The following is a 23,878-nucleotide window of genomic DNA, read 5'->3' as shown; positions in this document are numbered from 1 at the left end:
CGAACCGTAACGCTTCCAGAACTCTCATACGCTGCGCCTCTCCGCCCTTTCGTACTCGCTGAAATGCCGCTCCGCGAAGAGCTCCGGCCGTCCCGCGCCCAGACCGCGCGACCGGGCCACCGCCAGCACCTGTCGCCAATACGGCTTGACCGGCGGCCACAGGGTGCCCGTGCGGCAGTAGGAGCCGTCGATCACGTATCGCGGGCCGCCGTCCGCATGGTTCGCGGACGCGGCCCGGCGGGTGTGAAAGAGCGCCGAGTGGAGTACTACGGTCGACCCGGGCGGCATGTCGTCGATGACCACTTCACCCGGCAGCACGCCCGTGCCCATGTGGCTGCGGGCGTCCTTCTCGGCGACTTCCAGGTGCGAGCCCGGCAGCACCACCAAGCCACCCAGCTCTGGCTGGAGTCCGCCTATGTAATGCAACGCGTGGATCATGGGGAAGCGGCGGTCGCGCTGGGGCTGTTGTTCGTAGTCGTGGTGCCAATTCTTGCCGGCTCCGTCGGCCGGTCTCCGGTCACTGTGAAGGTGGTGGAAGGCGAAGGATTCGCCCAGCAGTTCGGGGCTGCTGAGCAGGTCCATCAGTGGTGGATACACCGCGAGTTCACCGTGCGCCTCAAGGTCCAGCTCGACCACTTGGGGCGGCCCGACCTCCGGACGCAGACAGGCATCGATGGACTTTTGACGCCATCCTGTCTCCACCCACTTGTCCACCTCAGGCATGAGACGCTCGACGAGTGCGGCGGGTAGAAATCCAGGCAGTACGAGGAAGCCGTCCTCGGTGAAGTTCTCCAGGACCTTGATGGCATGGGTGCCTCTCACGTGTTGGAACCCCCGGTTCACTCGGCTGTTGCCTCACGATTGCCGCTGTGCCCGGCGTCTTCCTGTCCCAGGTCGGTATAAGTCATGCCCATGGCACCATGAAATGGCCAAAAGGAGGCGCCCGGCGTGCCCATTGCCGGATCCCCGACGGTCAACGTCACCGGCCGCTGGGCAGCCATTGATCTATCTCGTCATGGTGCCCCTGGTGCAAGGCGTCGAACCGGCAGCTTGCGGACAGCGCCACCGCCTATCTGTTCCCTTTTCTCTGGAGGACACAGTGAGACGAATCCTGTTCCCGGCACTGCTGTCAGGGGCGCTGCTTCTCGGTGCGCTCGGAGCTGCACGGCGGCTCGCAGGCCCGCAAGGACATCGACTTCCTGGCCGTCCTTCCCGCGCAGGCCGCGCAAGCGGTACTCAAGACGTACTTCCAGGCGTGGAAGAACTGCTGGGACGGCCGCGCCGACGCCCCGAACTTCAAGGGCCGGTTCCGCACGGTGATGTCCGTGGACATCCCGCAGGGCCGGGACTTGAACATCGTGCGCGTGCACCGCCGCTGGGGCATGGTCAACATTCCCAAGGTGGGCAGGCTCCGGTTCCGGTGGACCAAGGACCTGCCCGTGGGCAAGCACGCCAACGCGGAGAACCGGATCACCGGGGCACGGCTGGTCAAGGACGCGCTCGGCTGGCACATCGCCTTCCGTGTCCAGACCTTGGAGGTCGAGCCCGAGCCCCACCAGGGGCCGGACCGGCATCGACGTGGGCGTCACCGTGCCCATCGCCCTCTCCGACGGCAAGACGTACGAGCACGGCGAATGGCTGACCAGCAAGGAGGAGGCCAGGCTTCTGCACCTGGAGCGGCGCGCCGCGCAGCGCAAGCGGCACCGCAAGCCCGGCGAGCGCACCAGCCGCCGGCTGCACCGCACCTACGACCAGATCGCAGGACTTCGCGCGAAAGCCAAGCGCAGGGCCCTGGACTGGCAGCACCAGACGACCACCGCCATCGCCCGCACATACGGCACCGTCGTGGTCGAAGCACTCACCATCACGAACATGGTCAAGTCGGCCAGGGGAACCATCGAGGAGCCAGGGAAGAACGTTGCCCAGAAGTCCGGGCTGAACCGCTCCATCAGCGGGGAGGCATGGGGCCGCACGGTCACCATGCTGACGTACAAGACCGCCCGGCTCGGCGGTACCCTGCACAAGGTCCCCGCCCCCGGCACTTCCCAACGCTGCTCAGCGTGCGGCTTCACCACGCCCGGCAACCGGGAGAGCCAGGCCGTGTTCGTGTGCAAGAACCCCGACTGCGGCTGGTCGGGCAATGCCGACCACAACGCAGCCCGGAATGTCTTGCACTTGTACCGGATGGGCCTCGCGCTCATCCCGGTTGCCGGGAGGGCAGTCGTCAGGCGTGCGAAGCGCGTCAAGCCCGCTGCCGCAAGGTAAGCAGGAATCTCCCGGCTTCAGCCGGGAGAGCACTTCAAGGGTATACGGGTCCGAACCACACTGGTGCCACTGGGCTCGGGGAGACCCACGATCCGCGCTATCAGGAGCTGTCCCGCGAAGAACTGTTCGCGATGCTGGACCGCCAGGCGTTATTCGTCGCTGGTGAGAGCGACCGTCACTTCACCGCACCGGTATGGATCAGCGAGTTCGGTATCGGCAGTGACGAGACGAATCCGCAGGCCCGCGCACGGTTCGGCAACTTCGTGGACTATCTGATCGACAGGGACGCCGACTTCGCCTACTGGCCGTTGGTTGGATGGACCGGACACGGCACCTGGTCGATCCTGAACTACGACGCGCAGGGCCGCCGGTCGGGGATTCTCGACGGCAGTGACTGGCGCGCGGCCGACTGGAGCCGCCTCGTCGGCGCAGCGCAGAAGAGCGGCCCAGTCGCGGTCGCCGATACGTGGGACATGCTCAACCTCGATCACGCAGACGCGGTCCAGTTACTCCGGACACGGGCCCGGGGAGACTGGGATACGGGAGCCCGTAAGGGAGTGTGCCCCGACGGCCAGCGTCTCGCCGGTCTGGCCCACAGGGATGGTCGAGGTCTGTGCACCGACGCCGGAATTTTCCTGACCGTCCCTGCCGGGACACAGTCCACCGTGGTGCGCGACGAACGCCATGTCCAACAGGGCGACTGGGCCGGTGGATACACCAAATACCAGTGCGGAGTGGACCAGTTCGTCTCCGGGTACAGCGTGCGAGGGCAGGAGGTGTCTGCGGTGCTGTGCACTCCCGCAGGCCGCGCACTCGGGATGAGCGGTCGGACCGTCTGGTTCGACCGTGGAGACAGCCGGCCTGCCGGGGAACCGGGCGGCGAGTTCGCCCTGGGCAACTTCAAGGGCCAGTGCCGCACAGATGAGTATGGGGCGGGTGTCGCCTTCACCGGCGCCTGGGCCAAGGGCAGGACGCCGGACGCCCTTCTCTGCCGGAAGATTGAGGGCTGACGCCCGCCAGGACTCATCGGTCCGCCATCCCACAAGCCGTTCGTGACGCCAGCGCACCGAACAGGCCTCGGTCTCGTCCAGAGCCCGTCGGCTCGCAAAGACGCGGGGGAGGCCACCTTGCGGCGGGCTCGCATCACGGCACCTGTGCCGCATGCCGGAGAGTTTCGTGGCGGCCAGTGGGCGTCGGGCGCTTCCTGTCTTTTGGTAGGCATCACCGTGCCGGAGAGGGGGCGGTTCGGACTCGTTGTAGCGGACGCTCCTACCGGAGAACACGGCGTCGCTGGAGACGTGGACCAGGCGGATGCCGAGCTCGGCCGCGGCCATCGCCACGCGGATCGGGCCCTCAGTGGTGACTGCCCAGTCGGCCTTGCCGCTCGCGGCGTTGATGGCGGCGCTCGGCGCGACCTCGGTCGGCACCTCTTCGGCACGTTCGGGGTTGCACAGGTCGAGTTGGTTCCATGCGACTTTGGGGACGCCGGCGGGGTGGGAGTGGAACGTCCCGGCCGCTTCCCACCCAGCGGCCGTAACCTGGCGCATCAGCTCGGACCCGAGCAACCCATGGCCGCCGTGATCAGGACTGTCATGGCGCCATAGGGCGGGGGACTGATGTGGGACGTGCACTTGCACACGTGGCGGAAACTCGAACTTCCTTGCTCACCCATTCGAGTGAGGGCTTGAGAGGCAACGAAAGCCTCAATGCCGGTCGGGAAAGTCTGGCTTTTGGCCCGGACCACGGTGAAGGCATCGGTGATCTCCCGTGTCCGGAGCCGAAGCCGCACGTCGTCGCGCCGCTCGACGGCGTTGATCCGTTGGATGGCTGGGTCGGCATTTCCACCACGCCCACCGCCCACCCGGCCGCCGTCAGTCCGGTCGTCCCGCCCTGCAGCGGCATCTCGGGAAGCCCTGGGGCGCGCAACACACGGCACCTCCGCGAGCGCGCCCACCGGCTCATGCGTGAGCTGGAGATGCGATGGGTGCGGCTCTACGTGAGAACCTGTGAGAGCTGATCAGTAGTTGATCTACTGAAAGCACTTTGACTGGGTCTATCCGTTCGCGTGTAGAAGAGTTTCCAGATTCTACTGGCGGTTTGTGCAGGTCGGCGCCGCGGTCCGGTTTTGTGGGTTGCTACGAGAGCTCGGGCGCGTCCACCTGGCGCCACGTCCCCACCGGTCCGGGGTCGCGGGCGTCCTCTGGGGTGACCCAGAACGCCCTCCCCAGTTCGGCGCTGTACTGGGCGCCTGTCCGCCCGTCCCCGGACGAGCGGCCGGTCAGACGGCGGCCGATCCATGGCATCAGATGCCGACGGGCGAAGCGGAGGTCGTCGACGCGTCGTATCGCCCATTTCGGGGGTACGGCGGTCGGGAGCGGCGTCCGCCAGTCGATCTCCGGCGGCAGCCCGAGCGTCTGCCAGACTGCCTCCGCCACCCTGCGGTGCCCGTCTGCTGTCAGATGCAGCCGGTCGACATCCCACAGGCGGGGGTCACCCAGGGTCGGAGCACCGTACAGATCGACGACGGCTGCCCCGTGGCGGGCCGCCAATTCGTCTACCAGGGAGAACAGCTCCTCCATCCGCGGACGGAAACGTTCCATCACCGTGCCGTTGCGACCGGGGCTGCGCATGAGCACGAGCTTCCTGCACGAGGGCGCGAGGCGTTCGACGGCCTCTTCGAGCCGTCCGCGGACCATGCCCATGTCGCACTTGGGCCGCAGCGTGTCGTTGAGACCGCCGACGAGCGTGACGACATCCGCCTGCATGGCCGCGGCCACATCGACCTGTTCGTCGACGATCTGGCTGATCAGCTTGCCCCGTACGGCGAGGTTCGCGTAGCGGAATCCCGGCGTGCGGACCGCGAGCCGCCCGGCGAGGACATCGGCCCAGCCCCGGTACGAGCCGTCGGGCAGCAGGTCCGACATGCCCTCGGTGAACGAATCGCCGACCGCGACAAGACTGGTGTAGGAGGCATTCATTTCCATGGCGATGCGATCGTATCGCTGTCGGGTCCGGCCTTTCCGACAGGTGTTGGACGGTACGGTGCGTGGCAGTGCGCTCGGAGCGGCTGCGTCCGAGATTGGACAGGATGTCCTGCCGTCACCCGGCAGTGAGGCTGTCGGTTCCTTGGGAAGTCAGGGCGCGGGCCTAGGCCCCGGCGCCTCCGCCTCCTCGTGCAGGCCGTGCAAGGTGTCGACGATCAGGTGTCCGCCCATCCAGAGCGGATACGCACTCCGGCGTACGCGGCACTCCGTACCCCACGTGTGAGGCCGCGAGAAGCGCCGTGACGCCGAGCGAGGTGAATGCGCCCCGGACCGGGGTGCCGCTCTGGATGCCGAGGACGACAACGAGTGCACGCTTGTGGCGGCCGAGCGCCGAGGTGCGCAGGACGAGGGCCGTGTCGAGGGCGGGAGTGAGGGTGAGGAACCCTACGACCAGGGCGAATGATCATATTGCGGTGCTGATTGCCGTGGGCCGTCAGCCCAACCGAGCCGGGTGGAGAGTTCCTCCGCGGGAGGGGCACGGCCGGCCCCGCACCGCGCCCCCAGCCGCCCCCGCTCACCGATCAGCGTGCCTGCGGCCGACCCACCAGTTCGCGCAGCACGTCCTCCATCGTGACCATTCCGGCCAGGCGATCGTCCTCGTCGAGAACCGCCGCCAGATGTGTACGGCTGCGCCGCAGTGCGGTCAGTACGTCGTCGAGCGGTGTGGCGGCCCGCACCCGGGCGATCGGCCGCATCGCCGTCACGGGGAACGGCACATCGCGCGGCGCGGCGTCCAGAGCGTCCTTCACGTGGAGGTAGCCCAGGATCCGCTCCTCGCTGTCCATCACCGGGAAGCGCGAGAAACCGGTCTCGTGCGAGAGCCGCTCCAACTGCTCCGGCGTCGTCCCGATCCTGGCGTACATCACCCGCTCCACCGGCATCACCACATCCCGCACCGGGCGACGGCCCAGTTCGAGGGCGTGGTGCAGCCGTTCCGCCGCGCGGTCGTCGACCAGTCCGGCATCCCCGGCGTCCTGCACCAGCCGGGCCAGTTCGTCGTCGGAGAACGTGGCGGACACCTCGTCCTTCGTCTCGACCCGCAGGAGTTTCAGCAGCGCGTTGGCGAAGGCGTTGATGGCGAAGATCACTGGGCGCAGCGCCCGGGCGAGGGTCACCAGCGGCGGTCCGAGCAGCAGCGCGGCCCGGACGGGCTCGGCCAGGGCGATGTTCTTCGGCACCATTTCGCCGAGCAGCATGTGCAGATAGGTCGCCACGGACAGCGCGATCACGAACGAGATCGGATGGATCAGTCCGTGCGGTACACCCACCACGTCGAAGACGGGCTCCAGCAGATGCGCTATGGCCGGTTCGGCGACGACACCGAGGACCAGGGTGCAGAGGGTGATGCCCAGCTGCGCCGCCGCGAGCAGCGCCGATACGTGTTCGAGGCCCCAGATGACGCTGCGCGCCCGCCGGTTCCCGGCCTCGGCATCGGGCTCGATCTGGCTGCGGCGTACGGAGATCAGCGCGAACTCCGCGCCGACGAAGAAGGCATTGACGACGAGGGTCATCAGTCCGATGAAGAGCTGGACGGCGATCATCGTGCGTCCTCCGTCTGCTCGTCGCCGGGCAGTGGCGCATGCAGCAGAGCCCGCGCGGCACGGCGCCCGGAGGCGTCCACCACATCGATCCGCCAGCCGGCCAGCTCGATTGAATCACCCACGGCGGGGATGCGGCCGACCTCGGTGGCGACGAGTCCGGCGAGTGTCTCGTACGGTCCGTCCGGCACCCGCAGTCCGATCCTCTTCAGATGGTCGATGCGGGCGGCGCCGTCGGCCGACCACAGGGTCCGTCCGTCGGCGTCCTCGCCGGCCGGTGCGAGGTCCGGCGTCTCGTGCGGGTCGTGCTCGTCGCGCACCTCGCCGACCACCTCCTCGACGATGTCCTCCAGAGTCACGACGCCGGCCGTGCCGCCGTACTCGTCGATGACGACGGCCATGGTGAGCTTGCCGGACAGCCGGTCCAGGAGGCGGTCCACGGTGAGGGTCTCCGGTACGAGCAGGGGAGCGCGCAGCATCTCCGAGACGCTTGTACGGGGCCGCTGCTCGGCCGGGATGGCCAGCACGTCCTTGATGTGTGCCACGCCGACGACGGTGTCGAGGCTGCCGCGGTAGACAGGGAAGCGGGAGAGGCCGGTCGCCCGTGTGGCGTTCGCGACGTCCTCGGCGGTCGCCTGTGCCTCCAGCGCGGTGACCTGCACCCGCGGGGTCATGACATTCTCCGCCGTCAGCTCGGCCAGGTTGAGGGTGCGGACGAACAGCTCCGCGGTGTCCGCCTCCAGCGCGCCCGCCTTCGCCGAGTGCCGGGCCAGCGCCACCAGCTCCTGCGGGCTGCGGGCGGAGGCCAGCTCCTCGGCCGGTTCCAGGCCGAAGCGGCGCACGATCCGGTTCGCGGTGTTGTTGAGATGGCTGATGAACGGCCGGAACACGGCGGTGAACGCCCGCTGTGGGGGCCCCACGGTCTTCGCCACCGTGAGCGGGGAGGAGATCGCCCAGTTCTTCGGTACCAGTTCGCCGACGACCATCAGGAACACGGTGGACAGCGCTGTTCCCAGGATGAGGGCCACGGAGGACGCCACGCTCGGGGGCAGGCCCACGGCCTCCATCGGACCGCGGATCAGCTTCGCGATGGACGGTTCGGAGAGCATGCCGACCACCAGGTTGGTGACCGTGATGCCGAGCTGTGCGCCGGAGAGCTGGAAGGTGAGGCTGCGTACGGCCTTCATGGCGCCGGCCGCGCCGCGCTCACCCTGCTCCACGGCCCGTTCGAGCTGACCGCGCTCCACAGTCGTCAGAGAGAACTCAGCAGCGACGAAGGCGCCGCAGGCGAGCGAGAGCAACACCGCCACCAGCAGCAGAAGCACTTCGGTCATCGGTTCACCTCCGTCCCATGATCGGGCAGGGACAGGAGGATCGCTCGGTATCGGCGGTGTCGACTACTGGGAGGCTCGCCCATGGGCGGACGCTCACACCTTTCGGAAAAAATCGGTCAGGAGACCACCCATCGTAAAGGATCGGCAAAGTCGATATCTTTGCGAGTGATCGCTTCAGTCCGTGAAGGGCTTCACCCAGCGGCTCCACTGAGGCTCGGGTTCATAGCCCGCGGAGCGCCACGCGTGCTGCGCGAGTTCATCGTGGTCGAGCGCCATAGCGTCGCCGCGCCGCCCGCCCAGCTGCACGAATCGCTCCTCCGCGGCGGCGAGCAGCTCCCTGCCAACGCCTCGGCGCCGCTGAGCGGGATGGACCGCGAGCGAATTCCTCCATGTGGTCACGGCGACCGGTGTACGGGGCGCCGTGGGGCTCCTCTTGCCGGAGCTAGCGCACCCGCGCTAGCGTGTTGAGGTGCCCAAGACTCAGCTGAACGTGAGAGTGGACGAGGCGACCGCCGAGGCCGCGCGACAGCGCGCGCTGCAGAGGGGGATGAGCGTGAACCGCTACATAGAGGAACTCGTGAAGCAGGATGCGGGCGAGGTCGGACACACCTTTGTCGAAGCCGCGGCCGACTTCATGAAGCAGTACGAGTCGGTTTTCGCCGAGGAGTTCGGCCCGGAGCGCAAAGGCATGCGTTGAACCTCCAGATCGACCTTTCCTGGCTGCTCATGGTGGCCGAACACAAGACCCCCGGCGACCCGCAGGTCGTCGACTGGGGGGCGCTCGTGGCTGCGGTGGCGCGTCATGAGGCCGAGATCTTCGGCAGCCCCGTCTATAGCGACCCGCACTCCAGGGCCGCCGCCCTTCTGCAGGTGCTGCTCCATGTCCCCGCGCTCGAACACTCCAACGCGATGTTCTCCTCAGCCGTCGCGTATGGCTACCTCGTCGCCTCCGGGCTGAAGGTCATCACCTCGCCCGAGCAGGTGCGCGACCTGGCCCGACTGGTGAAGGAGGGCAAGGCGGACGTCCGGGCCATCGCCGACGAACTGCGCGAGTGGAGTCTGTGACATTCTCGTACGCGGTGGTGGGCCGATGCGTCAGTCCACCACGGCCGGCCGACGCGCCACACCCAGTACACACGCGGACGTGGGTAGCCGGATTCCCCAGTCCGGCATCCTGACCCTGCGGTAGGTTTCCACCGTGAAACCGGCCCTCTCGATGGCGGCCAGGGTGTCGCGCGCCGTGTGACACCCGCCCGCCACCAGCGGCCAGACCGTACGGTCCAGCACCCGCTGGGTGGCCGCCATGGCCCGGTCATCGGCCCGCACATGCTCGAAGAAGCGCAGCTCACCGCCCGGCCGCAGCACCCGCACGATCTCCGCGAGCGAACGCTCCACATTCCGTACGGTGCACAGCACCAGTGACGTGACGGCCCCGTCGAACGCCTCGCTCTTCACCGGCAGGGCCTCCGCCGTACCCGGCACCACGTCCACCGGAATTCCGGCACACAGTGCCGAGCGCACCGCCAACTGCCGCAGGCTGCGCTCGGGTTCGATGGCCACCACCTCCGACACCGCGGGAGGGTAGTGCGCGAAGTTCAGGCCGTTGCCCGCACCTATCTCGATGACCCGGCCGGACAGACCGGCCAACAGCTCCGAGCGCACCGCGGCCAGCCCCGCCCCGGTCTCCGCGGCCACGCTCATCCGGGCGTAGATCCGGGCGAAGACGGGGTGGTGCACCGCGTCCTCCGGGATTTTCGTGCTGCGCAGACGCATGAGGGACCTCCTCGACCGGACTCTCGACCAGAAAACACGGCTAAGACCGACCGGCACATGGGAGGCGGCGTCGCGGTGCTGGGCACGCGCATCTGCGGCGTTGTCGTCAGTCAACAACTCCCCCATAGCCTTAAAGGCATGGGGGACCCCCTTCGCGTTGCCTCCCTCCTCCGCCTTGCAGCTGCACGCACCCAGCACTGCTCCTTCTTCCACCCCCCATTTGCCGGTCGATCCAATTCGATTCTCCCCCGCCCCGCCCCGCGCCGCTCAGCCGCTCATTCGGCCAGCCGATTCCCGCCCAGCTCCGCCGCCAGCCAACTCCCGGCCCGCGCACGGAAGTCAGCGGGCGCCAGCGCCCCCGCACCGGTCGGCACCGCACCCAGCAGCGGGGCACCCGCCGCCACCGGAAGGTCCTCCAGATTGCAGCGCGCCGCGAGGTCCGGCTCGGCGGGCATGCTGCCCACCACCACACCGAGGCACTCCAGCCCCCGGGCCCGCAGGGCCTCCGAGGTCAGGGCGGTGGAATTGAGCGTGCCCAGTCCGGCCGGTGCCACGACCAGCACGGGTGCAGCCAGCAGCCGGGCCGCGTCGGCGAGGGTCGCGCCTTCGTCGTCGTACCGTACGAGCAGTCCGCCCGCGCCCTCGACCAGCACCAGATCGTGTTCGGTCGCCAGCTTCTCGGCCGCCTCGGCGATCTCGTACGGTCGTACCGGCGGGAGACCGGCCCTGCGGGCGGCCGTGGCAGGCGCCAACGGCTCAGGGAAGCGAGCCAGTTCGACCGCGGTCACATGGCCGCCCGCCAGCCGTACCACCTCGGCGGCATCCCCCAGATCGCCGGGAGCCAGCCCCGTCTGCGCGGGCTTGAGCACCGCGACGCTGCGATCTCGGCATGCCGCCGCCACGGCCGCGGTCACGATCGTCTTGCCGATCTCCGTGCCCGTACCCGTCACCACCAGAACCGTCATCTCAGCCCTCCTGCGCTGCCGCGCACACGGCGCGGCAGATCCGCGCCACATCCTCGTCACCGGTCACATACGGCGGCATCGTGTAGACGAGGTCGCGGAACGGCCGCAGCCACACGCCCTCCCGGACCGCCGCCCGGGTCGCGGCCTCCATGTCCACCTCGTGATCGAGCTGTACGACGCCGATCGCTCCCAGCACCCGCACTTCCCGCACCCCGGGCAGCTCCGCTGCCGGGACGAGGCCGTCCCGCAACCCCGTACCGATCCGCTCGACCTCCTGCTCCCAGTCCTGGCCGAGCAGCAGGTCGATGGAGGCGCACGCCACCGCCGAGGCGAGCGGATTGCCCATGAACGTCGGTCCGTGTGCCAGCACCGGCACTTTGCCGCGCGAGATGACCTCCGCCACCCGTGACGTGCACAGTGTCGCCGCCATCGTCAGATAGCCACCGGTCAGTGCCTTGCCCACGCACATGACATCGGGCGAGACCCCCGTGTGCCCGGCGGCGAACAGCTTTCCCGTACGGCCGAAACCCGTGGCGATCTCGTCGAACACCAGCAGCACGTCATGCGCATCGCACGCCTCGCGCAGCACCCTCAGATAGGCGGGGGAGTGGAATCGCATTCCACCCGCGCCCTGCACCACCGGCTCCACGATCACCGCGGCCAGCCGGTCGGCGTGCTCCGCGATCAGTTCCCACAGATGACGCACGTAGGCGGCATCCGGCTCCGCGTCGAAGCCGGCCGGGGGCTCGTCGGCGAAGATCTGCCGGGGCAGTACGCCCGACCACAGCTCGTGCATGCCACCCTCGGGGTCGCACACCGACATCGGCTGCCAGGTGTCCCCGTGATATCCGCCGCGCCAGGTCAGCAGCCGCTGCTTGGCGGGCCGCCCGGCCGAGCGCCAGTACTGCAGACACATCTTCACCGCGACCTCGACCGACACCGACCCCGAGTCGGCCAGGAAGACGTGGCGCAGAGGCTCCGGGGTGATCTCGACGAGCCGAGTGGCCAGCCGCACGGCGGGCTCATGGGTGAGCCCGCCGAACATCACATGACTCATCCGGTCCAGCTGACCGCGAGCCGCCTCGTTGAGCACCGGGTGGTTGTAGCCGTGCACCGCCGACCACCACGACGACATGCCGTCGATCAACTCGTGCTGTCCGTGGGCAGGTTCGGCGAGCCGGAGCCGCACCCCGGACGCGGATTCCACGACCAGCGGCTCCTGGCGTCCCGGCATCGGGCCGTACGGGTGCCAGACGTGAGCCCGGTCCAGAAACCGCAGCTCGGCCGGGGAGAGGGCCTCAGGCATTGGGGGCGAGATCCGTGCCCGCGCCGCGACGGCGGACCGCCACCAGATCCGTGCGTGCAGCCGGTGCCTCGGAGATCTCGGCAGTCGCCGCCCGAGCGGCTTCCGCGGGCGCGTCGCCGCAGGGCGCGCACCCGCCGTCGTGCGAACCGCAGCCGCCACCCGCCCGAGTATGGTGTGCGGGCAGCGTCGTCGTCTCGGCAGTCGCCGCCCGAGCGGCTTCCGCGGGCGCGTCGCCGCAGGGCGCGCACCCGCCGTCGTGCGAACCGCAGCCGCCACCCGCCTGAGCACGGTGTGTGGGCAGCGTCGTCGTCTCCGCTCCCTCCACCTCGAAACCGGCATCCGCGATCATGTCCAGATCCGCCTGCCCCGCCTGTCCCTCACTGGTGAGGTAGTCGCCCAGGAAGATCGAGTTGACCAGGTGCAGGGCGAGCGGTTGCATCGAGCGCAGATGCACCTCGCGCCCACCCGCGAGCCGCACCTCCACATCCGGGCAGACGAACCGGACCATCGCCAGAATGCGCAGACACCGCTGCGGGGTGAGGTTCCACTCCTTGGCCAGCGGGGTCCCCTCGAACGGGATCAGGAAGTTCACCGGCACCGAGTCCGGATCCAGCTCACGCAGCGAGAAGACGACATCGACCAGATCGGCGTCGCTCTCGCCCATCCCGGCGATCAGCCCGGAGCACGCCGAGAGCCCGGCGACCTGCGCCTGCCGCACGGTCTGCACCCGGTCCGCATAGGTGTGGGTGGTGGTGATGTCCCCGTACGTCCCCTCGGACGTGTTGAGGTTGTGGTTGTACGCGTCGGCGCCCGCCGAACGCAGCCGATCGGCCTGTCCGTCGGAGAGCAGGCCGAGGCAGGCACACACCTCGACGCCCTCGTGTCGCTCCTTGATCGCCTCGATGGTCTGCGACACCCGGTCGACATCACGGTCGGTCGGACCGCGGCCGCTCGCCACGAGACACACCCGCTTGGCGCCACCCGCCACCCCGGCGGCGGCTGCCTTCGACGCCTCGTCCGGTTTCAGCCAGGTGTACTTGAGGATCTCGGCCTTCGAGCCGAGCCGCTGCGAACAGTACGAGCAGTCCTCGGGGCAGAGCCCGGACTTGAGATTGACCAGATAGTTCAGCTTTACGCGCCGCCCGAACCACTGACGGCGCACCTTTCCGGCCGCGGCCACCACTTCGAGCAGATCGTCGTCCGAGGTCGCCAGTACGGCGAGCGCTTCTTCGCGGGTCGGCAGCTCGCGCCGCAGCCCCTTGTCCACCAGCGTGTTCAGGAGGTCCATGGTGTTGATCCTGACCTACGGCACGGCCCGCAGCCAAGGAGGAACCGGACAACAGGGCCCGTCGAGGGTGTGTGTATTGCCACACCATGACCTGCTGCGCCCCCGGTTAGGCTCTGTGAGCTGCCTACAAAAGGGACCACTCATGCCCTTCGCTCCGTTCGACTGGATCGACGACGAGGCGCGCCGCCGCGCCGACGCCGGACTTGTCCGCACGCTCCGCCCCCGGCCTGTCGAACCGGAACTTCTGGACCTTGCGAGCAACGACTATCTGGGCCTGACCCGGCACCCCGAGACCACCGCTGCCGCGGCCGAGGCCGCCCGCCGGTGGGGTGGGGGTGCGACCGGATCGCGACTCGTCACCGGCTCCACCGCGCTGCACACCGAACTCGAATGCGCGCTGGCCGAATTCTGTGGTTTCGAGGCGGCTCTGGTGTTGTCGTCGGGCTACGCGGCCAATCTCGCTGCCCTCACCGCCCTCACCGACCGCGGCTCGCTGATCGTCTCCGACGCGGGCAACCACGCCTCGATCGTGGACGGTTGCCGACTCTCCCGGGCCGAGACCGTTGTCGTGCCGCATGCCGATCCCGATGCCGTGCGCAAGGCCCTGCAGACACACGAGGGGCGCGCGCTGACGGTCACCGACTCGGTCTTCTCGGTCGACGGTGACGCCGCGCCGCTGGCAAAACTGGCCCGTGCCTGCCGGGCGGAGGGCGCCGCGCTGCTCGTCGATGACGCGCACGGGCTGGGCGTGCTGGGGGAAGGCGGCCGGGGCGCCCTCGCCGCCGCCGGTCTCGCGGGCGGCGAGGGAATCGTCACCACGCTCACCCTCTCCAAGTCCCTGGGCAGCCAGGGCGGAGCGGTCCTCGGTCCGGCCCGGGTCATCGAGCACCTGGTCAACACGGCCCGTACATTCATCTTCGACACGGGCCTCGCACCGGCCGCGGCGGGCGCGGCCCTGGGCAGCCTGCGGCTGCTCCGCCGCGAGCCGGAGCGCGCCGGCCGGGCCCGTGCGGTCGCCACCGCCCTGTACGAGCGGCTGACCGCCGCCGGTCTGACCGCCGTACGCCCGGACGCCGCCGTGGTCTCGGTGCGGGCCCCCTCGGCGGAAGCGGCGGTGCGCTGGGCGGCCGACTGCCGCACCGCGGGAATCGCGGTGGGGTGCTTCCGACCGCCGTCGGTGCCGGACGGCATCTCCCGGCTGCGACTGACCGCGCGAGCCGATCTGACCCAGGAGCAGATCGCCACCGCCGTGGCGATCGTGCGGCGAACCGCTCCCGTCAGCTGACCGAACCCCGGTGCAGGCCGGAGACGAAGGATGTCCAGGCCGCCGCGGAGAACCGCAGCGGTGGCCTGGACACGTCCTTGGAGTCCCGCACGGCCAGCCGTCCATCATCGAACGGTGCGGCCTCCACGCAGTTGTTCATACCCGTGCTGCGGCTGCTGCGCCGCCACCGTAGCTCGTGCTGTGCGAGGCAATCCGACATGACGCCCCCCTCGGGCGGTCCGGAGTCACTGACCGTCGCGGTCGATCGCGGCGATGAGGTCCAACGAGTGCTGCGGCGACAGCGCGTGTGACTGCATCGTGCGGAAGGCCGAGCTGTACGCCTCAAGGTCTTCTTTCCGCTCCAGATAGAGGCTACTCGTCAAATGGTCGAGAACTACCACGTCCAGATCAGAAGTGTTCGGAAATGAGAAGATAACGAAAGGTCCGGTGAGGCCGGCATAGCCGCCGACCGAGAACGGAAGCAACTGAATCTGTACGTGGGGAAGTTGAGCCACACGGGCCAGGTGGCGCAGCTGGTTTCTCATCACTCGGCGCCCGCCGACCTCGCGCCGCAGCACCGCCTCGTCGAGGACCGCGCTCAGTCGCAGCGGCGGATCGGTCCGCAGCACACCCTGCCGGGAGAGCCGCACCTCCACCAGCGAGTCCAGCTGGCCGGCGGGTAACCCGTCCAGCGATGCCCGGGTCACCGCGCGTGCGTAGTCGGCCGTCTGAAGGAGCCCCGGTACCACCGAGGTCTCCAGGGTGCGTGCGGTCCGCGCCTGGGACTCCAGACTGATGAAGTCGCGGTACTGGGGCGGGATCAGTCCGCGATAGGCATGCCACCACCCGGTGCCGCCACCGCCCGCCGAACCCGCCAGGGTCCCCAGGAGCGTCCGCAGCTGAGCGTCGTCCACGCCGTACGCGTCCAGCAGCCGGGCCACATCGACCGGCCGCACCCCACTGACACCGGTCTCGATCCGGCTCACCTTCGACTGGTGCCAGCCGAGCATCCGCGCGGCGTCCCGACTGGTCAGTCCCGACGCATGGCGCAGACTCCGGAGCTCCTCCCCGAGCTTGCGGCGTCGTACCGCGGGGCCGTGCTGCATCTGCGGCCTCCCTCCCTTTTCTGCCGAGCGGACAGTGTGACGCCCACTGACGGTCCTGCGGGGCAGGGTTCACCGCATTGAGCGACAGATATATGCATATCTTGGTGGATCGCCATCACAGAGGGCAGCATCAGTGGCAATCTGGCGCGAAGCGCAACCGGGCCGATCGCGGGTCGGTCCGGGTGGGAAAGGGACGGCTCGCCATGGCAGACCATCAAGAAGCAAGTGTCACTCTGCCGAGCGAGCCGGTCTCGGTCTCGGTGGCCCGGAGATATGTGGCCGGAGTGCTCACCGAATGGGGCCTGGTCACCGACACGGAGTTCGCTGACGGAATCCAGCTCATCGTCTCGGAGCTGACGACCAACGCCGTCCAGCACACGTTCGGACAGTCACCCACCTTCACCGTGGACCTGAGACTGGAGCGGGAGGAGCAGCTGCATCTGGGGGTGACGGACAGTCACCCGCGCTGGCCCCGGCGGCTGCCCGCCGCCGTTCAGCAGGACAACGGGCGCGGCATGGTGATCATCCGTGGCCTGACCAAGGAGTGCGGGGGCCGGCTCACCGTCACCCCCACCGCCGACGGCGGCAAGACGGTCTGGATCGCGCTCCCGTGGAGCATCCCCGTACAGAGCTGACGGACCTCCCGATCCGTCCGCTTCCCTCTCTCAATCCGCCCGTCTCTGCTCTCTCGAGCGCACGATCACCCGCCCTCGCCGCCCGGCCGCGCTCCTGGTGGACGGGCTGGGCGGGTGGCTGCGCCGGCCGCGTACCGCCCGCACCATCGAGGGTGGCAGCGGCGCGGCGCTCACCGCGTTAAGGCTGGTACTGGTGTTCGGCCCCCTGCTGCGCTGAGAACGAGCGGATCAGTGGCGGAGACCAGCGCTTGTCCGGCGGCCGAGCGTGGAGTCCAGCGCCTGTCCGGCGGCCGGACGGTGGAGTCAAGCGCCTCCGGCGGCCGGGCAGCGGGGCCCAGGGGACTGCCCGGCGGATCACGGCACGGCCGGGACCGCGCCCCTGATCCGCCGGACAGGCATCAGCGGACCCGCCCGTAATAGACACCCTTTGTCCAGATCTTCTCCAGCCGGACCACCGCGCCGGTCCGCGGCGAGTGCCAGATCTTGCCGTGACCGGCGTAGATCCCCACGTGGTAGACGCTGCGGCCGTAATGGAAGAAGACCAGATCGCCGCGTTTCCTGCGCGAGGGCTTGATATGGCGGGACTTGTTGTACTGCTGCTGGGCCGTGCGGGGGAGCTTCTTGCCCGCCTTCTTGAACGAATAGGCCGTCAGGCCCGAGCAGTCGAAGCGGTTGGGGCCCGTGGCCCCCCACCTGTACGGCGATCCTTTCTTCGACGCGGCGATGTTGAGTGCCTTCATCGAGAGAGTCGCTGCCTGGGCTTCTGTCGCGGCGCCCGGGGCCAGTATGGTGCCGCCGACGGCGGCCAGAGTCAGAACCGAGGCCGTACCGGCCCGGGCGAGCAGAGACGGGACATGAACCTGCGCAGCCATGCGCAACCCTTCGTCAGCCGCCTGTGAAGGATGACCTGTCGGGTTCGGGCTGGCGAAGTTGCCCGGCCGCGCTCGGCGGCTTCACCCCGAGGGTCGACCGGTGATCCGGCCGACCCGTTGTGCTCGGGTCCTCCACTCCTGCCGATCCACTTCTGTCGACCAGGCATCCGGACAGCGGCAGGACTCGGCGTCCGCCCGGACCGCCCCGCCGCGGTGGCGGGGGCTTGTCGTCCCAGGGATCTTGACTCACCTGCTGCCGGATTTCCGAGGGAGAACAGCGATATGTGTGGTTCCTCGCGACTGCACCGTTCGGGTGGACTTGATGATTTCGACGGCCGAGCCGGTTACTCGGACCGGCGTCGTACCAGGGGTGGAATGAAGGATTCCGCTCACTGGCCACGCGGAATACGCAAGTTGAGCTATCCCTCGTGAGGGGGAGTTTCTACGCCGAATGAGCGAGGAATTTCGAATTGCCTGCCGGGCGTGTCGAGCAGGGGAGTTGAGCGAAGCTGGTGGGAAGCGGGTGGAGTGAGTTGAGCGAGCCCCGTCGGGGGTGGGATCAGGGGGAGCTGACCGGTCCCTGCCGGGCGTGGAGACGAAGGGGCCGATCAACTCGTGGGAGCGGGGGGTACGGTGACGCGTCCGGCCCGCTGTTCCCCGTCGAGCACACGCAGCGCCCGCGCCAGGGTGGCGGCATGGATCCGCGTCTCGCCGCGCTCGTGCATCAGCGTGAGGGCGTCGCGCAGCGCACCCGCCCGTGAGACCAGCGCCTGTGCGGCGCGTAGTGCGCCGTAGGTGTCGCTGCCACGGGCCGGGTTGATCCGGCCCAGTTGATCGAGGACTTCGAGATAGCAGTCGATGAACTCCCCCTCGGCGCGCGTCAGTGCGGGGAGCGGCGGCAACTCCGGTGGCTGCACCTGGCGTTCACCTCGCACTGTGCGGCGGGAGCGATGACATTCGGTTCTCCATGATGTGGTCCACCAGGCCGTACGCCTTGGCGCCCGGCGCGTCGAGAATGAGGTCGCGCTCGATGTCGGAGGCGATCTGCTCGGCGCTGCGGCCCGTGTGACGGGCCAACATTGCGGTGAGCATCTCGCGGACCCGCTCCAGTTCCTGTGCCTCGATCTCCAGATCGGACGGCTGGCCCTGCACCGGCTCGGTGAGCGCGGGCTGCTGTACGACGACCCGGGCCCCGGGCAGTGCGTGCCGTCGGCCGGGAGCGCCTGCGGCGAGCAGTGTCGACGCACAGGAACCGGCCTGGCCGAGGCAGTAGGTCTCCACCTCGCAGGTGAGGTACTCCATCGTGTCGTAGATCGCGGACATGGCTCCGAACGATCCGCCGGGGGAGTTGATGTAGAGGGAGATGGGCCGGTCCGGGGCGGCGTGTTCCAGATACATGAACTGGGCGATCAGATCGTTGGCCACGGTGTCGTCGACCGGCGTGCCGAGGAAGACGATCCGTTCGGCGAGCAGCTTGGAGTACGGGTCGAGGGTCCGCGTCCCGTTGGTCGTGCGCTCGGTGAACTCGGGCAGTACGTAGCGGGCGGTGGGTCGGAACAGCATGGCGATGCCTCTCCTCCGGGGTTGTGCGGGGCCTGCGCAAGCGTCTGTACAAAATGTACAGGACGTACAGAAGGATATAATGGAGCGTGATCCTAGTGATCCACTAAAAGTCCCAGGTCGGAGGCTGTTTTCTGTTCGCTGAGGGCGGATATCTCACCATCTCTAGACGCTTGATCATCAGGCTGCTTCGCCCTCACTGAAACCGAGTACAGAAGTGAGGTGGTCCGAGGCGACGCGGAGGTCCTCGTGGCTCGGGTGGACGTACACCCGCTTGGTGAAGGTGGCTTTGGCATGCCCGGCCCATGCGGCGAGGACGACGTCCGGCACGCCGTTGACGGCAAGAACCTCGCCGCCATTCGAAAGCCAGTCGAGGTCGCAGGCCATCCCGTCACCTTCTGGGAGGAGCTGCCGCCTTACCGGCATGGCAGCCCGACGGAGGGTGCACAACTTCTAAAAATTTCACGCCTTGGCGGCCCCCGGCTTCGAGCTTGGGTATTTGAACCCCTTCGTGCGCATCGGCGAGCGCTTGAGTGCGACAATGCCTCTTCGAAACAGAGACCGTGATTGGCTCAAGGGGCTCTATGCGGATTTGAAGAATGCGTGCGCCGAGTGCCCATCGGGACGTGCAGATTGCGCCGTGCATGGGGATGCCTGGCCCGGCAACCGACGCGTCATCCCTCGACTCCGTTGGTTCCGTGAGGTGTTCCGACGGGTTTGGACTCCGGGGACCCACGCTGGCGTAGGTATACGGAGAAGGTGGCCATGCAGGCCACTGCGAGCAGCTCGGACTGCGAAGATGTAGAGGAAGAACTGCAGGTATTCCGATTGCCAGTTCTCCGTCACGTCGACGGCGAAGTCCGAGGGGACATCAGATGGGCGCCGAACCCGGTGCGCGCGAGGCCGTTGGTCGCGAGCTGGTCGTTGAACTCCGCGCTGCGTACGCCTTCGGGCCGTCCGTCAGCACAAGGTGAAGGGCTCTCCCGTTCTGGCGGACGGAGAGTCGCTATCGAAGGGAAGGTCGTCGGGCTGGCCCATAACGACAGCGACCTCGTCGAATTCCTGAGGTGTGCCGGGCTCGACGACGCGTGGGAACTTGTTGACGACCCCCACTGGATCGAATGGCAATGCCGTTGCTTTTAGTGGTACGTGCCACCGGTAGTTCAGGGTGACAACGGCCGGCGAACGATGGCTGCTGGCGGTTTCACCTGGGGCTTTGCTGGCGTAGCTGGTGATGCACGACCGGATTCTGCGGGGGCAGTCACGGGATTGTCGGCGGGTCAGCAGGCTGCGGCCGATTTCGGCGAGTCCGAGGCGTCGGTCCCGCCTGCGGGCCGAGGCGGTACTCGATCACCCGTACGGCGGGGCCTTGACGGTTCCGGCCGCCTCGCTGTGCTTGTTCGCCTCGATCCGGGCGAGGTAGCTGCCATCGGGCAGGACGCCTTGGTGGCCCAGTGTCCTGGCCCGTCCCGTCAAGGGGGGCCAAGGACGGGGCTGCTAAAAGTCGGTGTGACAGCGCCCGAGTGCTGACGGCGGCGTCCACCCCTACCGTGGGCTGGGAGACGCCGCCGCAGCGAGAGGAATGTTCCATGCCGGTCGCCAAGGGTCCACTGAACGGACGGACAGCTGTCGTGACCGGAGCGGCCCGTGGTTTGGGTGCGGCTATGGCCCGAGAGCTGGCCAGTCGGGGGGCGAAGGTAGCACTGCTCGGCCGTGAGGAGAGAACACTGGCCCAGGTCAGGGCATCTCTGCCGGGCACGACTGCCTGTTGGGAAGTCGATGTCACGGATGACCTGGCCATGGCCCGGGCCGGCGCAGAAGTTCGTGCGCGGTTCGGACCTCCTTCCGTGGTTGTTGCCAACGCAGGAGTGGCCGAGGGCGGCCCGTTCGCCGAGTCCGATCCGGCCACCTGGCGGAGGGTCGTCGAGGTAAACCTCATTGGTAGCGCCGTGACCGCGAGGTCGTTTCTGGGGGACTTGTTTGAGACCTGCGGTTACATCCTCCAGGTTGCGTCGCTTGCGTCCATCGGTGCGGCCCCCATGATGAGCGCCTACTGTGCTTCGAAGGCAGGAGTCGAGTCCTTTGCTCACGCGCTGCAGGCAGAGGTCGCCCACCGGCATGTAGGGGTGGGGATCGCTTACATAAACTGGACGGACACCGACATGGTGCGCGAAGCCGACGAGTACGCCGTGCTGCGGCAGCTTCGTGGTCACATGCCGCCGCCGGCGCGCAAGGTGTACCCCGTCGAGTACGTGGCTGGCCGGTTGGTCGCGGCGATTGAACGGCGCCGTCCGTCCGTGTATGTTCCCCGCTGGTTGTGGTCGGCCCAACTCGTGCGCGCCGCGATGCCTCCTGTGGTCACGATGCTGTCGCGACGCGAACTGCCTCGTCTTGCCGCACGGGAGCGGTTCGAGGCCACGGGGCTGCTCGGCGCAGGTGGCCAGGCCGACCAAGCCGGTTCCCGCTCGTCGCAGCGCTGAGCCTCTGCGCAGGTTTCCGGCCTGATTCAGGACACCAGGCGCCTTTCGCTTCCCCATCAAGAGGACTGGACGCGTCAGATCGGAGCGCTCTGACGCGCACCCTGCATCCATCAGCCCGCAGATCCGTGAAGTAGGTGGTGAGGCGGTACGGCCCGCTACTCCGGCAGGAAACGCTCATGACTCATGAACGGTGTGATGGTGGACATGGCGCACGCGGTCGGGGGCGGCTGGGCAAGGCAGCGACAGAGTCCGCTGATCACTTTTGGTGATTGCACCGCTACGGAAGGCGCGGTCACGCTGTGTTGGGAGGAGTGCTCGTGAACAGGGACGAACAGTGGAACGGGGAGCGACTGCACTGTCTGGTCACCGGCGCGTCCGAGTACGTCGGCGGGCGCCTGGTGCCTGAACTGCTGAGAACCGGTCACCAAGTCCGGTCCTGGCACGGTCCCCCAGTAAACTCCGAGACCACCCTGGACGAAGAACGCCGAAACGGTCCGTGGCGATGTCACGGATGCCACCTCCGTCGCCCAGGCCATGTTCGGCATCGATGTCGCTTACTACCTGGTGTGCGGCGAAAACGGCTGGTACTCCTTCCGCTCGCCTGGGCGGTCAGGGGGTGGCTGGACCGGTTCGTCGGCGGTGTGGGGCTCCGCCGTGGCCGACGCGACGCCGAGCACCTGCGCGTCGGGGACTCGCTGGACTTCTGGCCGGTCGAGGAGATCGAGCCCGGACGGCTGCTGCGGCTGCTGCGGCTGCGCGCGGAGATGCGGCTGCCGGGCCTCGCCTGGCTGGAGATGTACGCCGAGACCGGCGCCGACGGCCGCACCCGCTACCGGCAACGAGCGCTGTTCCACCCGCACGGCCTGCTGGGCCACGCCTACTGGTGGTCCGTCTTTCCCCTTCCACGCCGTGGTCTTCGGCGGCATGGCCCGCAACATCACCCAGGCCGCAGCCAAAGGCATGAGCGCGCACAAGACCAATTACCCGACGACCGCGTCCGGTAGGCCCACAGCAGGTGAAGAGTCCAAAAGCACAACGCACATCACCACTTCACGGCACCAGGAGTGACGCCATGACCGTCGCGGTCGTCCTGTTCACCTCGGATCTTCGTCTGCACGACCATCCCCCATTGCGCGCCGCGCTCGCGGCGGCAGACGAGGTGGTGCCTCTGTTCGTACGCGATCCGGGTGTACACGCGGCGGGCTTCGACGCACCCAATCGCAATGCCTTCCTCGCCGACTGCCTGGCCGACCTCGACGCTTCACTCTGCCGGCGCGGAGGCCGGCTCATCGTGCGCACGGGACCGGTCGCCCGCGAGGTCGCCGAGGTCGTCGCCAAGTGCGGCAGCACGGAGGTGCACATGGCCGCAGGCGTGACCAGGTACGCCCACCGGCGGGAGGAGGAACTGCGTGACAGCCTCGGCGAAAGAGGCGCGAAATTGCTTGTTCATGACAGTGTCGTCACGGCCGTCGCCCCCGGCAGCGTTACACCGGCTGACTCAGACCACTACGCCGTGTTCACTCCCTACTTCCGCCGCTGGAAGGGTGAGAGGCTGCGAGAGACATGCCCGGCACCGAAAGTCGTACGTGTCCCCGACGAGGTAATCGGCGAACCTCCGCCGCCCCGCGACGCTGCCGGAATCTCGCCGGGCCTGTCGAAGGGAGGCGAGAAGGAGGGGCGTAAGCGGTTCTCGCGTTGGATGCGGTCAGGATTGTCCGGGTACGAGGAACGACACGACGACCTCGCGGGCGACGAGACCTCCCGGCTGTCGCCGTTCTTGCACTTCGGCGCCATGTCACCGGTGGAGCTAGTCCACAGCACCCGCGCACACGGGGGGCCTGGTGCGGAAGCGTTTGTTCGTCAGCTGTGCTGGCGGGACTTTCACCACCAATTGCTGGCGGCCAGGCCGGAGGCGTCAATCCGGGACTACCGCACCCGTAACGACCAGTGGCGCGGTGAGGACGAGGCGTCCGATGATATCGCCGCGTGGCAAGAAGGGCGTACTGGCTATCCGGTCGTTGATGCGGGGATGCGACAACTGCGTCATGAGGGCTGGATGCACAATCGCGCCCGCCTGCTGGTGGCGAGCTTTCTGACCAAGTCGCTCTACGTTGACTGGCGGATCGGAGCCCGGTACTTCCTGGACCTACTCGTGGACGGCGACATCGCCAACAACCAACTCAACTGGCAATGGGTCGCCGGCACCGGCACCGACACCCGCCCCAATCGCGTCCTGAACCCCGTGCTGCAGGGGAAGCGTTACGACCCGGACGGCACCTATGTACGCCGCTGGGTGCCGGAACTGGCGGACGTGGACGGTAGGGCAGTGCACGAGCCCTGGCGTCTTCCGGCCGAACAGCGCGCTCAGCTCGACTATCCTGCTCCGCTGCTCGACCTCGCCGACGGGCTGGCGCGCTTCAAGCGCGCCCGTCGCCACGACTGAGGGAG

The 23,878-nt window shown here is 68.2% G+C and carries 23 protein-coding genes, 6 pseudogenes and 1 riboswitch; of the genes and pseudogenes, 11 read left to right on the top strand and 18 right to left on the bottom strand.

Translation table 11 applies throughout. The annotated features are described in order from the left end of the window. Positions 1 to 24: 24 nt before the first annotated feature. Positions 25 to 822 (bottom strand): phytanoyl-CoA dioxygenase family protein, encoded by a 798-nt coding sequence (locus ACZ3IC_RS19915; protein WP_467417802.1) that lies wholly within the window; start codon positions 820 to 822, stop codon positions 25 to 27. 353 nt (positions 823 to 1,175) lie between these two features. On the opposite strand from ACZ3IC_RS19915, the pseudogene ACZ3IC_RS19910 reads away from it, so the two are divergent. Together ACZ3IC_RS19910 and ACZ3IC_RS19905 are read left to right on the top strand one after the other, a co-directional pair. Beyond that, positions 1,176 to 2,265: pseudogene (locus ACZ3IC_RS19910) on the top strand (RNA-guided endonuclease InsQ/TnpB family protein); the annotation flags it as partial. A gap of 131 nt (positions 2,266 to 2,396) precedes the next feature. After that, positions 2,397 to 3,275 carry a hypothetical protein gene (locus ACZ3IC_RS19905; protein ID WP_467417930.1) on the top strand — a complete coding sequence of 293 codons (879 nt, stop codon included), beginning with the start codon at positions 2,397 to 2,399 and terminating at the stop codon, positions 3,273 to 3,275. 288 nt (positions 3,276 to 3,563) lie between these two features. Here the strand turns inward: ACZ3IC_RS19905 and ACZ3IC_RS19900 are convergent. Beyond that, a pseudogene (locus tag ACZ3IC_RS19900) lies at positions 3,564 to 3,812 on the bottom strand (dTDP-4-dehydrorhamnose reductase); the annotation flags it as partial. Between the two features lie 137 nt (positions 3,813 to 3,949). Between ACZ3IC_RS19900 and ACZ3IC_RS19895 the strand changes: the two are divergent. After that, positions 3,950 to 4,282 carry a hypothetical protein gene (locus ACZ3IC_RS19895; RefSeq protein ID WP_467417800.1) on the top strand — a complete coding sequence of 111 codons (333 nt, stop codon included), beginning with the start codon at positions 3,950 to 3,952 and terminating at the stop codon, positions 4,280 to 4,282. Positions 4,283 to 4,400: 118 nt separating this feature from the next. Here the strand turns inward: ACZ3IC_RS19895 and ACZ3IC_RS19890 are convergent, their stop codons facing one another. From ACZ3IC_RS19890 to ACZ3IC_RS19875, 4 genes and pseudogenes are all read right to left on the bottom strand, one after another. Then, complete coding sequence (locus ACZ3IC_RS19890; protein WP_467417799.1) at positions 4,401 to 5,249, bottom strand: SGNH/GDSL hydrolase family protein; 849 nt, start codon at positions 5,247 to 5,249, stop codon at positions 4,401 to 4,403. Positions 5,250 to 5,830: 581 nt separating this feature from the next. Continuing rightward, complete coding sequence (locus tag ACZ3IC_RS19885) at positions 5,831 to 6,850, bottom strand: hemolysin family protein (protein ID WP_467417798.1); 1,020 nt, start codon at positions 6,848 to 6,850, stop codon at positions 5,831 to 5,833. After that, entirely contained in the window at positions 6,847 to 8,181 is a 1,335-nt protein-coding gene (locus ACZ3IC_RS19880) for a hemolysin family protein (RefSeq protein WP_467417796.1), read from the bottom strand. Before ACZ3IC_RS19880 ends, ACZ3IC_RS19885 begins: the two co-directional genes overlap by 4 nt. Before the next feature lie 174 nt (positions 8,182 to 8,355). Further along, positions 8,356 to 8,571, bottom strand: a pseudogene (locus ACZ3IC_RS19875) (GNAT family N-acetyltransferase); the annotation flags it as partial. Positions 8,572 to 8,650: 79 nt separating this feature from the next. Here ACZ3IC_RS19875 and ACZ3IC_RS19870 point away from each other — a divergent pair. Further along, positions 8,651 to 8,878, top strand: coding sequence for an antitoxin (locus ACZ3IC_RS19870; RefSeq protein ID WP_351077676.1), 228 nt, complete (start codon positions 8,651 to 8,653; stop codon positions 8,876 to 8,878). Then, the gene (locus ACZ3IC_RS19865) at positions 8,875 to 9,246 is read left to right on the top strand and encodes a fic family toxin-antitoxin system, toxin component (RefSeq protein WP_467417795.1); all 372 of its coding nucleotides are present in this window, start codon (positions 8,875 to 8,877) and stop codon (positions 9,244 to 9,246) included. Before ACZ3IC_RS19870 ends, ACZ3IC_RS19865 begins: the two co-directional genes overlap by 4 nt. A gap of 30 nt (positions 9,247 to 9,276) precedes the next feature. Here ACZ3IC_RS19865 and ACZ3IC_RS19860 read toward each other — a convergent pair whose 3' ends face one another. The 4 genes from ACZ3IC_RS19860 to bioB all read right to left on the bottom strand — a co-directional run bounded on the left by ACZ3IC_RS19860 (position 9,277) and on the right by bioB (position 13,513). After that, the gene (locus ACZ3IC_RS19860) at positions 9,277 to 9,954 is read right to left on the bottom strand and encodes a class I SAM-dependent methyltransferase (protein WP_467417794.1); all 678 of its coding nucleotides are present in this window, start codon (positions 9,952 to 9,954) and stop codon (positions 9,277 to 9,279) included. Positions 9,955 to 10,229: 275 nt separating this feature from the next. After that, positions 10,230 to 10,919, bottom strand: a complete 690-nt coding sequence (gene bioD, locus ACZ3IC_RS19855) for a dethiobiotin synthase (RefSeq protein WP_467417793.1) — start codon at positions 10,917 to 10,919, stop codon at positions 10,230 to 10,232. Position 10,920: 1 nt separating this feature from the next. Then, positions 10,921 to 12,225: an adenosylmethionine--8-amino-7-oxononanoate transaminase gene (locus ACZ3IC_RS19850; protein ID WP_467417791.1), complete on the bottom strand. Its 1,305-nt coding sequence runs from the start codon at positions 12,223 to 12,225 to the stop codon at positions 10,921 to 10,923. Then, positions 12,218 to 13,513, bottom strand: coding sequence for a biotin synthase BioB (gene bioB / locus ACZ3IC_RS19845; RefSeq protein WP_467417790.1), 1,296 nt, complete (start codon positions 13,511 to 13,513; stop codon positions 12,218 to 12,220). The genes ACZ3IC_RS19850 and bioB overlap by 8 nt, the downstream gene beginning before the upstream one ends. 142 nt (positions 13,514 to 13,655) lie before the next feature. Between bioB and ACZ3IC_RS19840 the strand changes: the two genes are divergently transcribed. After that, positions 13,656 to 14,798 (top strand): 8-amino-7-oxononanoate synthase, encoded by a 1,143-nt coding sequence (locus tag ACZ3IC_RS19840; RefSeq protein WP_467417789.1) that lies wholly within the window; start codon positions 13,656 to 13,658, stop codon positions 14,796 to 14,798. On the opposite strand, the gene ACZ3IC_RS19835 is transcribed toward ACZ3IC_RS19840, so the two are convergent. Together ACZ3IC_RS19835 and ACZ3IC_RS19830 are read right to left on the bottom strand one after the other, a co-directional pair. Continuing rightward, positions 14,791 to 14,997, bottom strand: a complete 207-nt coding sequence (locus ACZ3IC_RS19835; RefSeq protein ID WP_467417788.1) for a DUF397 domain-containing protein — start codon at positions 14,995 to 14,997, stop codon at positions 14,791 to 14,793. The two genes, ACZ3IC_RS19840 and ACZ3IC_RS19835, sit on opposite strands and share 8 nt — an antisense overlap. A gap of 25 nt (positions 14,998 to 15,022) precedes the next feature. After that, complete coding sequence (locus ACZ3IC_RS19830; protein ID WP_467417786.1) at positions 15,023 to 15,883, bottom strand: helix-turn-helix domain-containing protein; 861 nt, start codon at positions 15,881 to 15,883, stop codon at positions 15,023 to 15,025. A gap of 203 nt (positions 15,884 to 16,086) precedes the next feature. Between ACZ3IC_RS19830 and ACZ3IC_RS19825 the strand changes: the two genes are divergently transcribed. Continuing rightward, positions 16,087 to 16,518, top strand: coding sequence for an ATP-binding protein (locus ACZ3IC_RS19825; protein ID WP_467417785.1), 432 nt, complete (start codon positions 16,087 to 16,089; stop codon positions 16,516 to 16,518). An 88-nt stretch (positions 16,519 to 16,606) separates the two neighbouring features. Beyond that, positions 16,607 to 16,735: pseudogene (locus ACZ3IC_RS19820) on the top strand (LysE family translocator); the annotation flags it as partial. A gap of 181 nt (positions 16,736 to 16,916) precedes the next feature. Here ACZ3IC_RS19820 and ACZ3IC_RS19815 read toward each other — a convergent pair. From ACZ3IC_RS19815 to ACZ3IC_RS19790, 6 genes and pseudogenes are all read right to left on the bottom strand, one after another. After that, positions 16,917 to 17,390, bottom strand: a complete 474-nt coding sequence (locus tag ACZ3IC_RS19815) for a C40 family peptidase (RefSeq protein WP_467417784.1) — start codon at positions 17,388 to 17,390, stop codon at positions 16,917 to 16,919. Positions 17,391 to 17,393: 3 nt separating this feature from the next. After that, a riboswitch (cyclic di-AMP (ydaO/yuaA leader) is annotated at positions 17,394 to 17,566 on the bottom strand. 432 nt (positions 17,567 to 17,998) lie between these two features. Continuing rightward, on the bottom strand, positions 17,999 to 18,307 hold the full coding sequence (locus ACZ3IC_RS19810; protein WP_467417783.1) for a hypothetical protein: 309 nt from the start codon (positions 18,305 to 18,307) through the stop codon (positions 17,999 to 18,001). A 7-nt stretch (positions 18,308 to 18,314) separates the two neighbouring features. Next, positions 18,315 to 18,950 (bottom strand): ATP-dependent Clp protease proteolytic subunit, encoded by a 636-nt coding sequence (locus ACZ3IC_RS19805; RefSeq protein ID WP_467417922.1) that lies wholly within the window; start codon positions 18,948 to 18,950, stop codon positions 18,315 to 18,317. Positions 18,951 to 19,130: 180 nt separating this feature from the next. Then, entirely contained in the window at positions 19,131 to 19,337 is a 207-nt protein-coding gene (locus ACZ3IC_RS19800; RefSeq protein ID WP_467417782.1) for a hypothetical protein, read from the bottom strand. A 287-nt stretch (positions 19,338 to 19,624) separates the two neighbouring features. After that, positions 19,625 to 19,738: pseudogene (locus ACZ3IC_RS19795) on the bottom strand (DUF6766 family protein); the annotation flags it as partial. Between the two features lie 562 nt (positions 19,739 to 20,300). After that, positions 20,301 to 20,426 carry a hypothetical protein gene (locus ACZ3IC_RS19790; RefSeq protein ID WP_467417780.1) on the bottom strand — a complete coding sequence of 42 codons (126 nt, stop codon included), beginning with the start codon at positions 20,424 to 20,426 and terminating at the stop codon, positions 20,301 to 20,303. Between the two features lie 113 nt (positions 20,427 to 20,539). Between ACZ3IC_RS19790 and ACZ3IC_RS19785 the strand changes: the two genes are divergently transcribed. The 3 genes and pseudogenes from ACZ3IC_RS19785 to ACZ3IC_RS19775 all read left to right on the top strand — a co-directional run bounded on the left by ACZ3IC_RS19785 (position 20,540) and on the right by ACZ3IC_RS19775 (position 23,873). Then, positions 20,540 to 21,430, top strand: coding sequence for an SDR family oxidoreductase (locus ACZ3IC_RS19785; protein WP_467417778.1), 891 nt, complete (start codon positions 20,540 to 20,542; stop codon positions 21,428 to 21,430). A gap of 570 nt (positions 21,431 to 22,000) precedes the next feature. Then, positions 22,001 to 22,498 (top strand): annotated as a pseudogene (locus ACZ3IC_RS19780) (DUF2867 domain-containing protein); the annotation flags it as partial. Between the two features lie 4 nt (positions 22,499 to 22,502). Further along, positions 22,503 to 23,873 (top strand): cryptochrome/photolyase family protein, encoded by a 1,371-nt coding sequence (locus tag ACZ3IC_RS19775; protein WP_467417777.1) that lies wholly within the window; start codon positions 22,503 to 22,505, stop codon positions 23,871 to 23,873. Positions 23,874 to 23,878: the final 5 nt, after the last annotated feature.

This window comes from Streptomyces sp. NPDC002958 (genome assembly GCF_055563255.1).
Note: the sequence above shows the minus strand (reverse complement) of the source record. Positions and strands in the feature narration are given on the sequence as shown.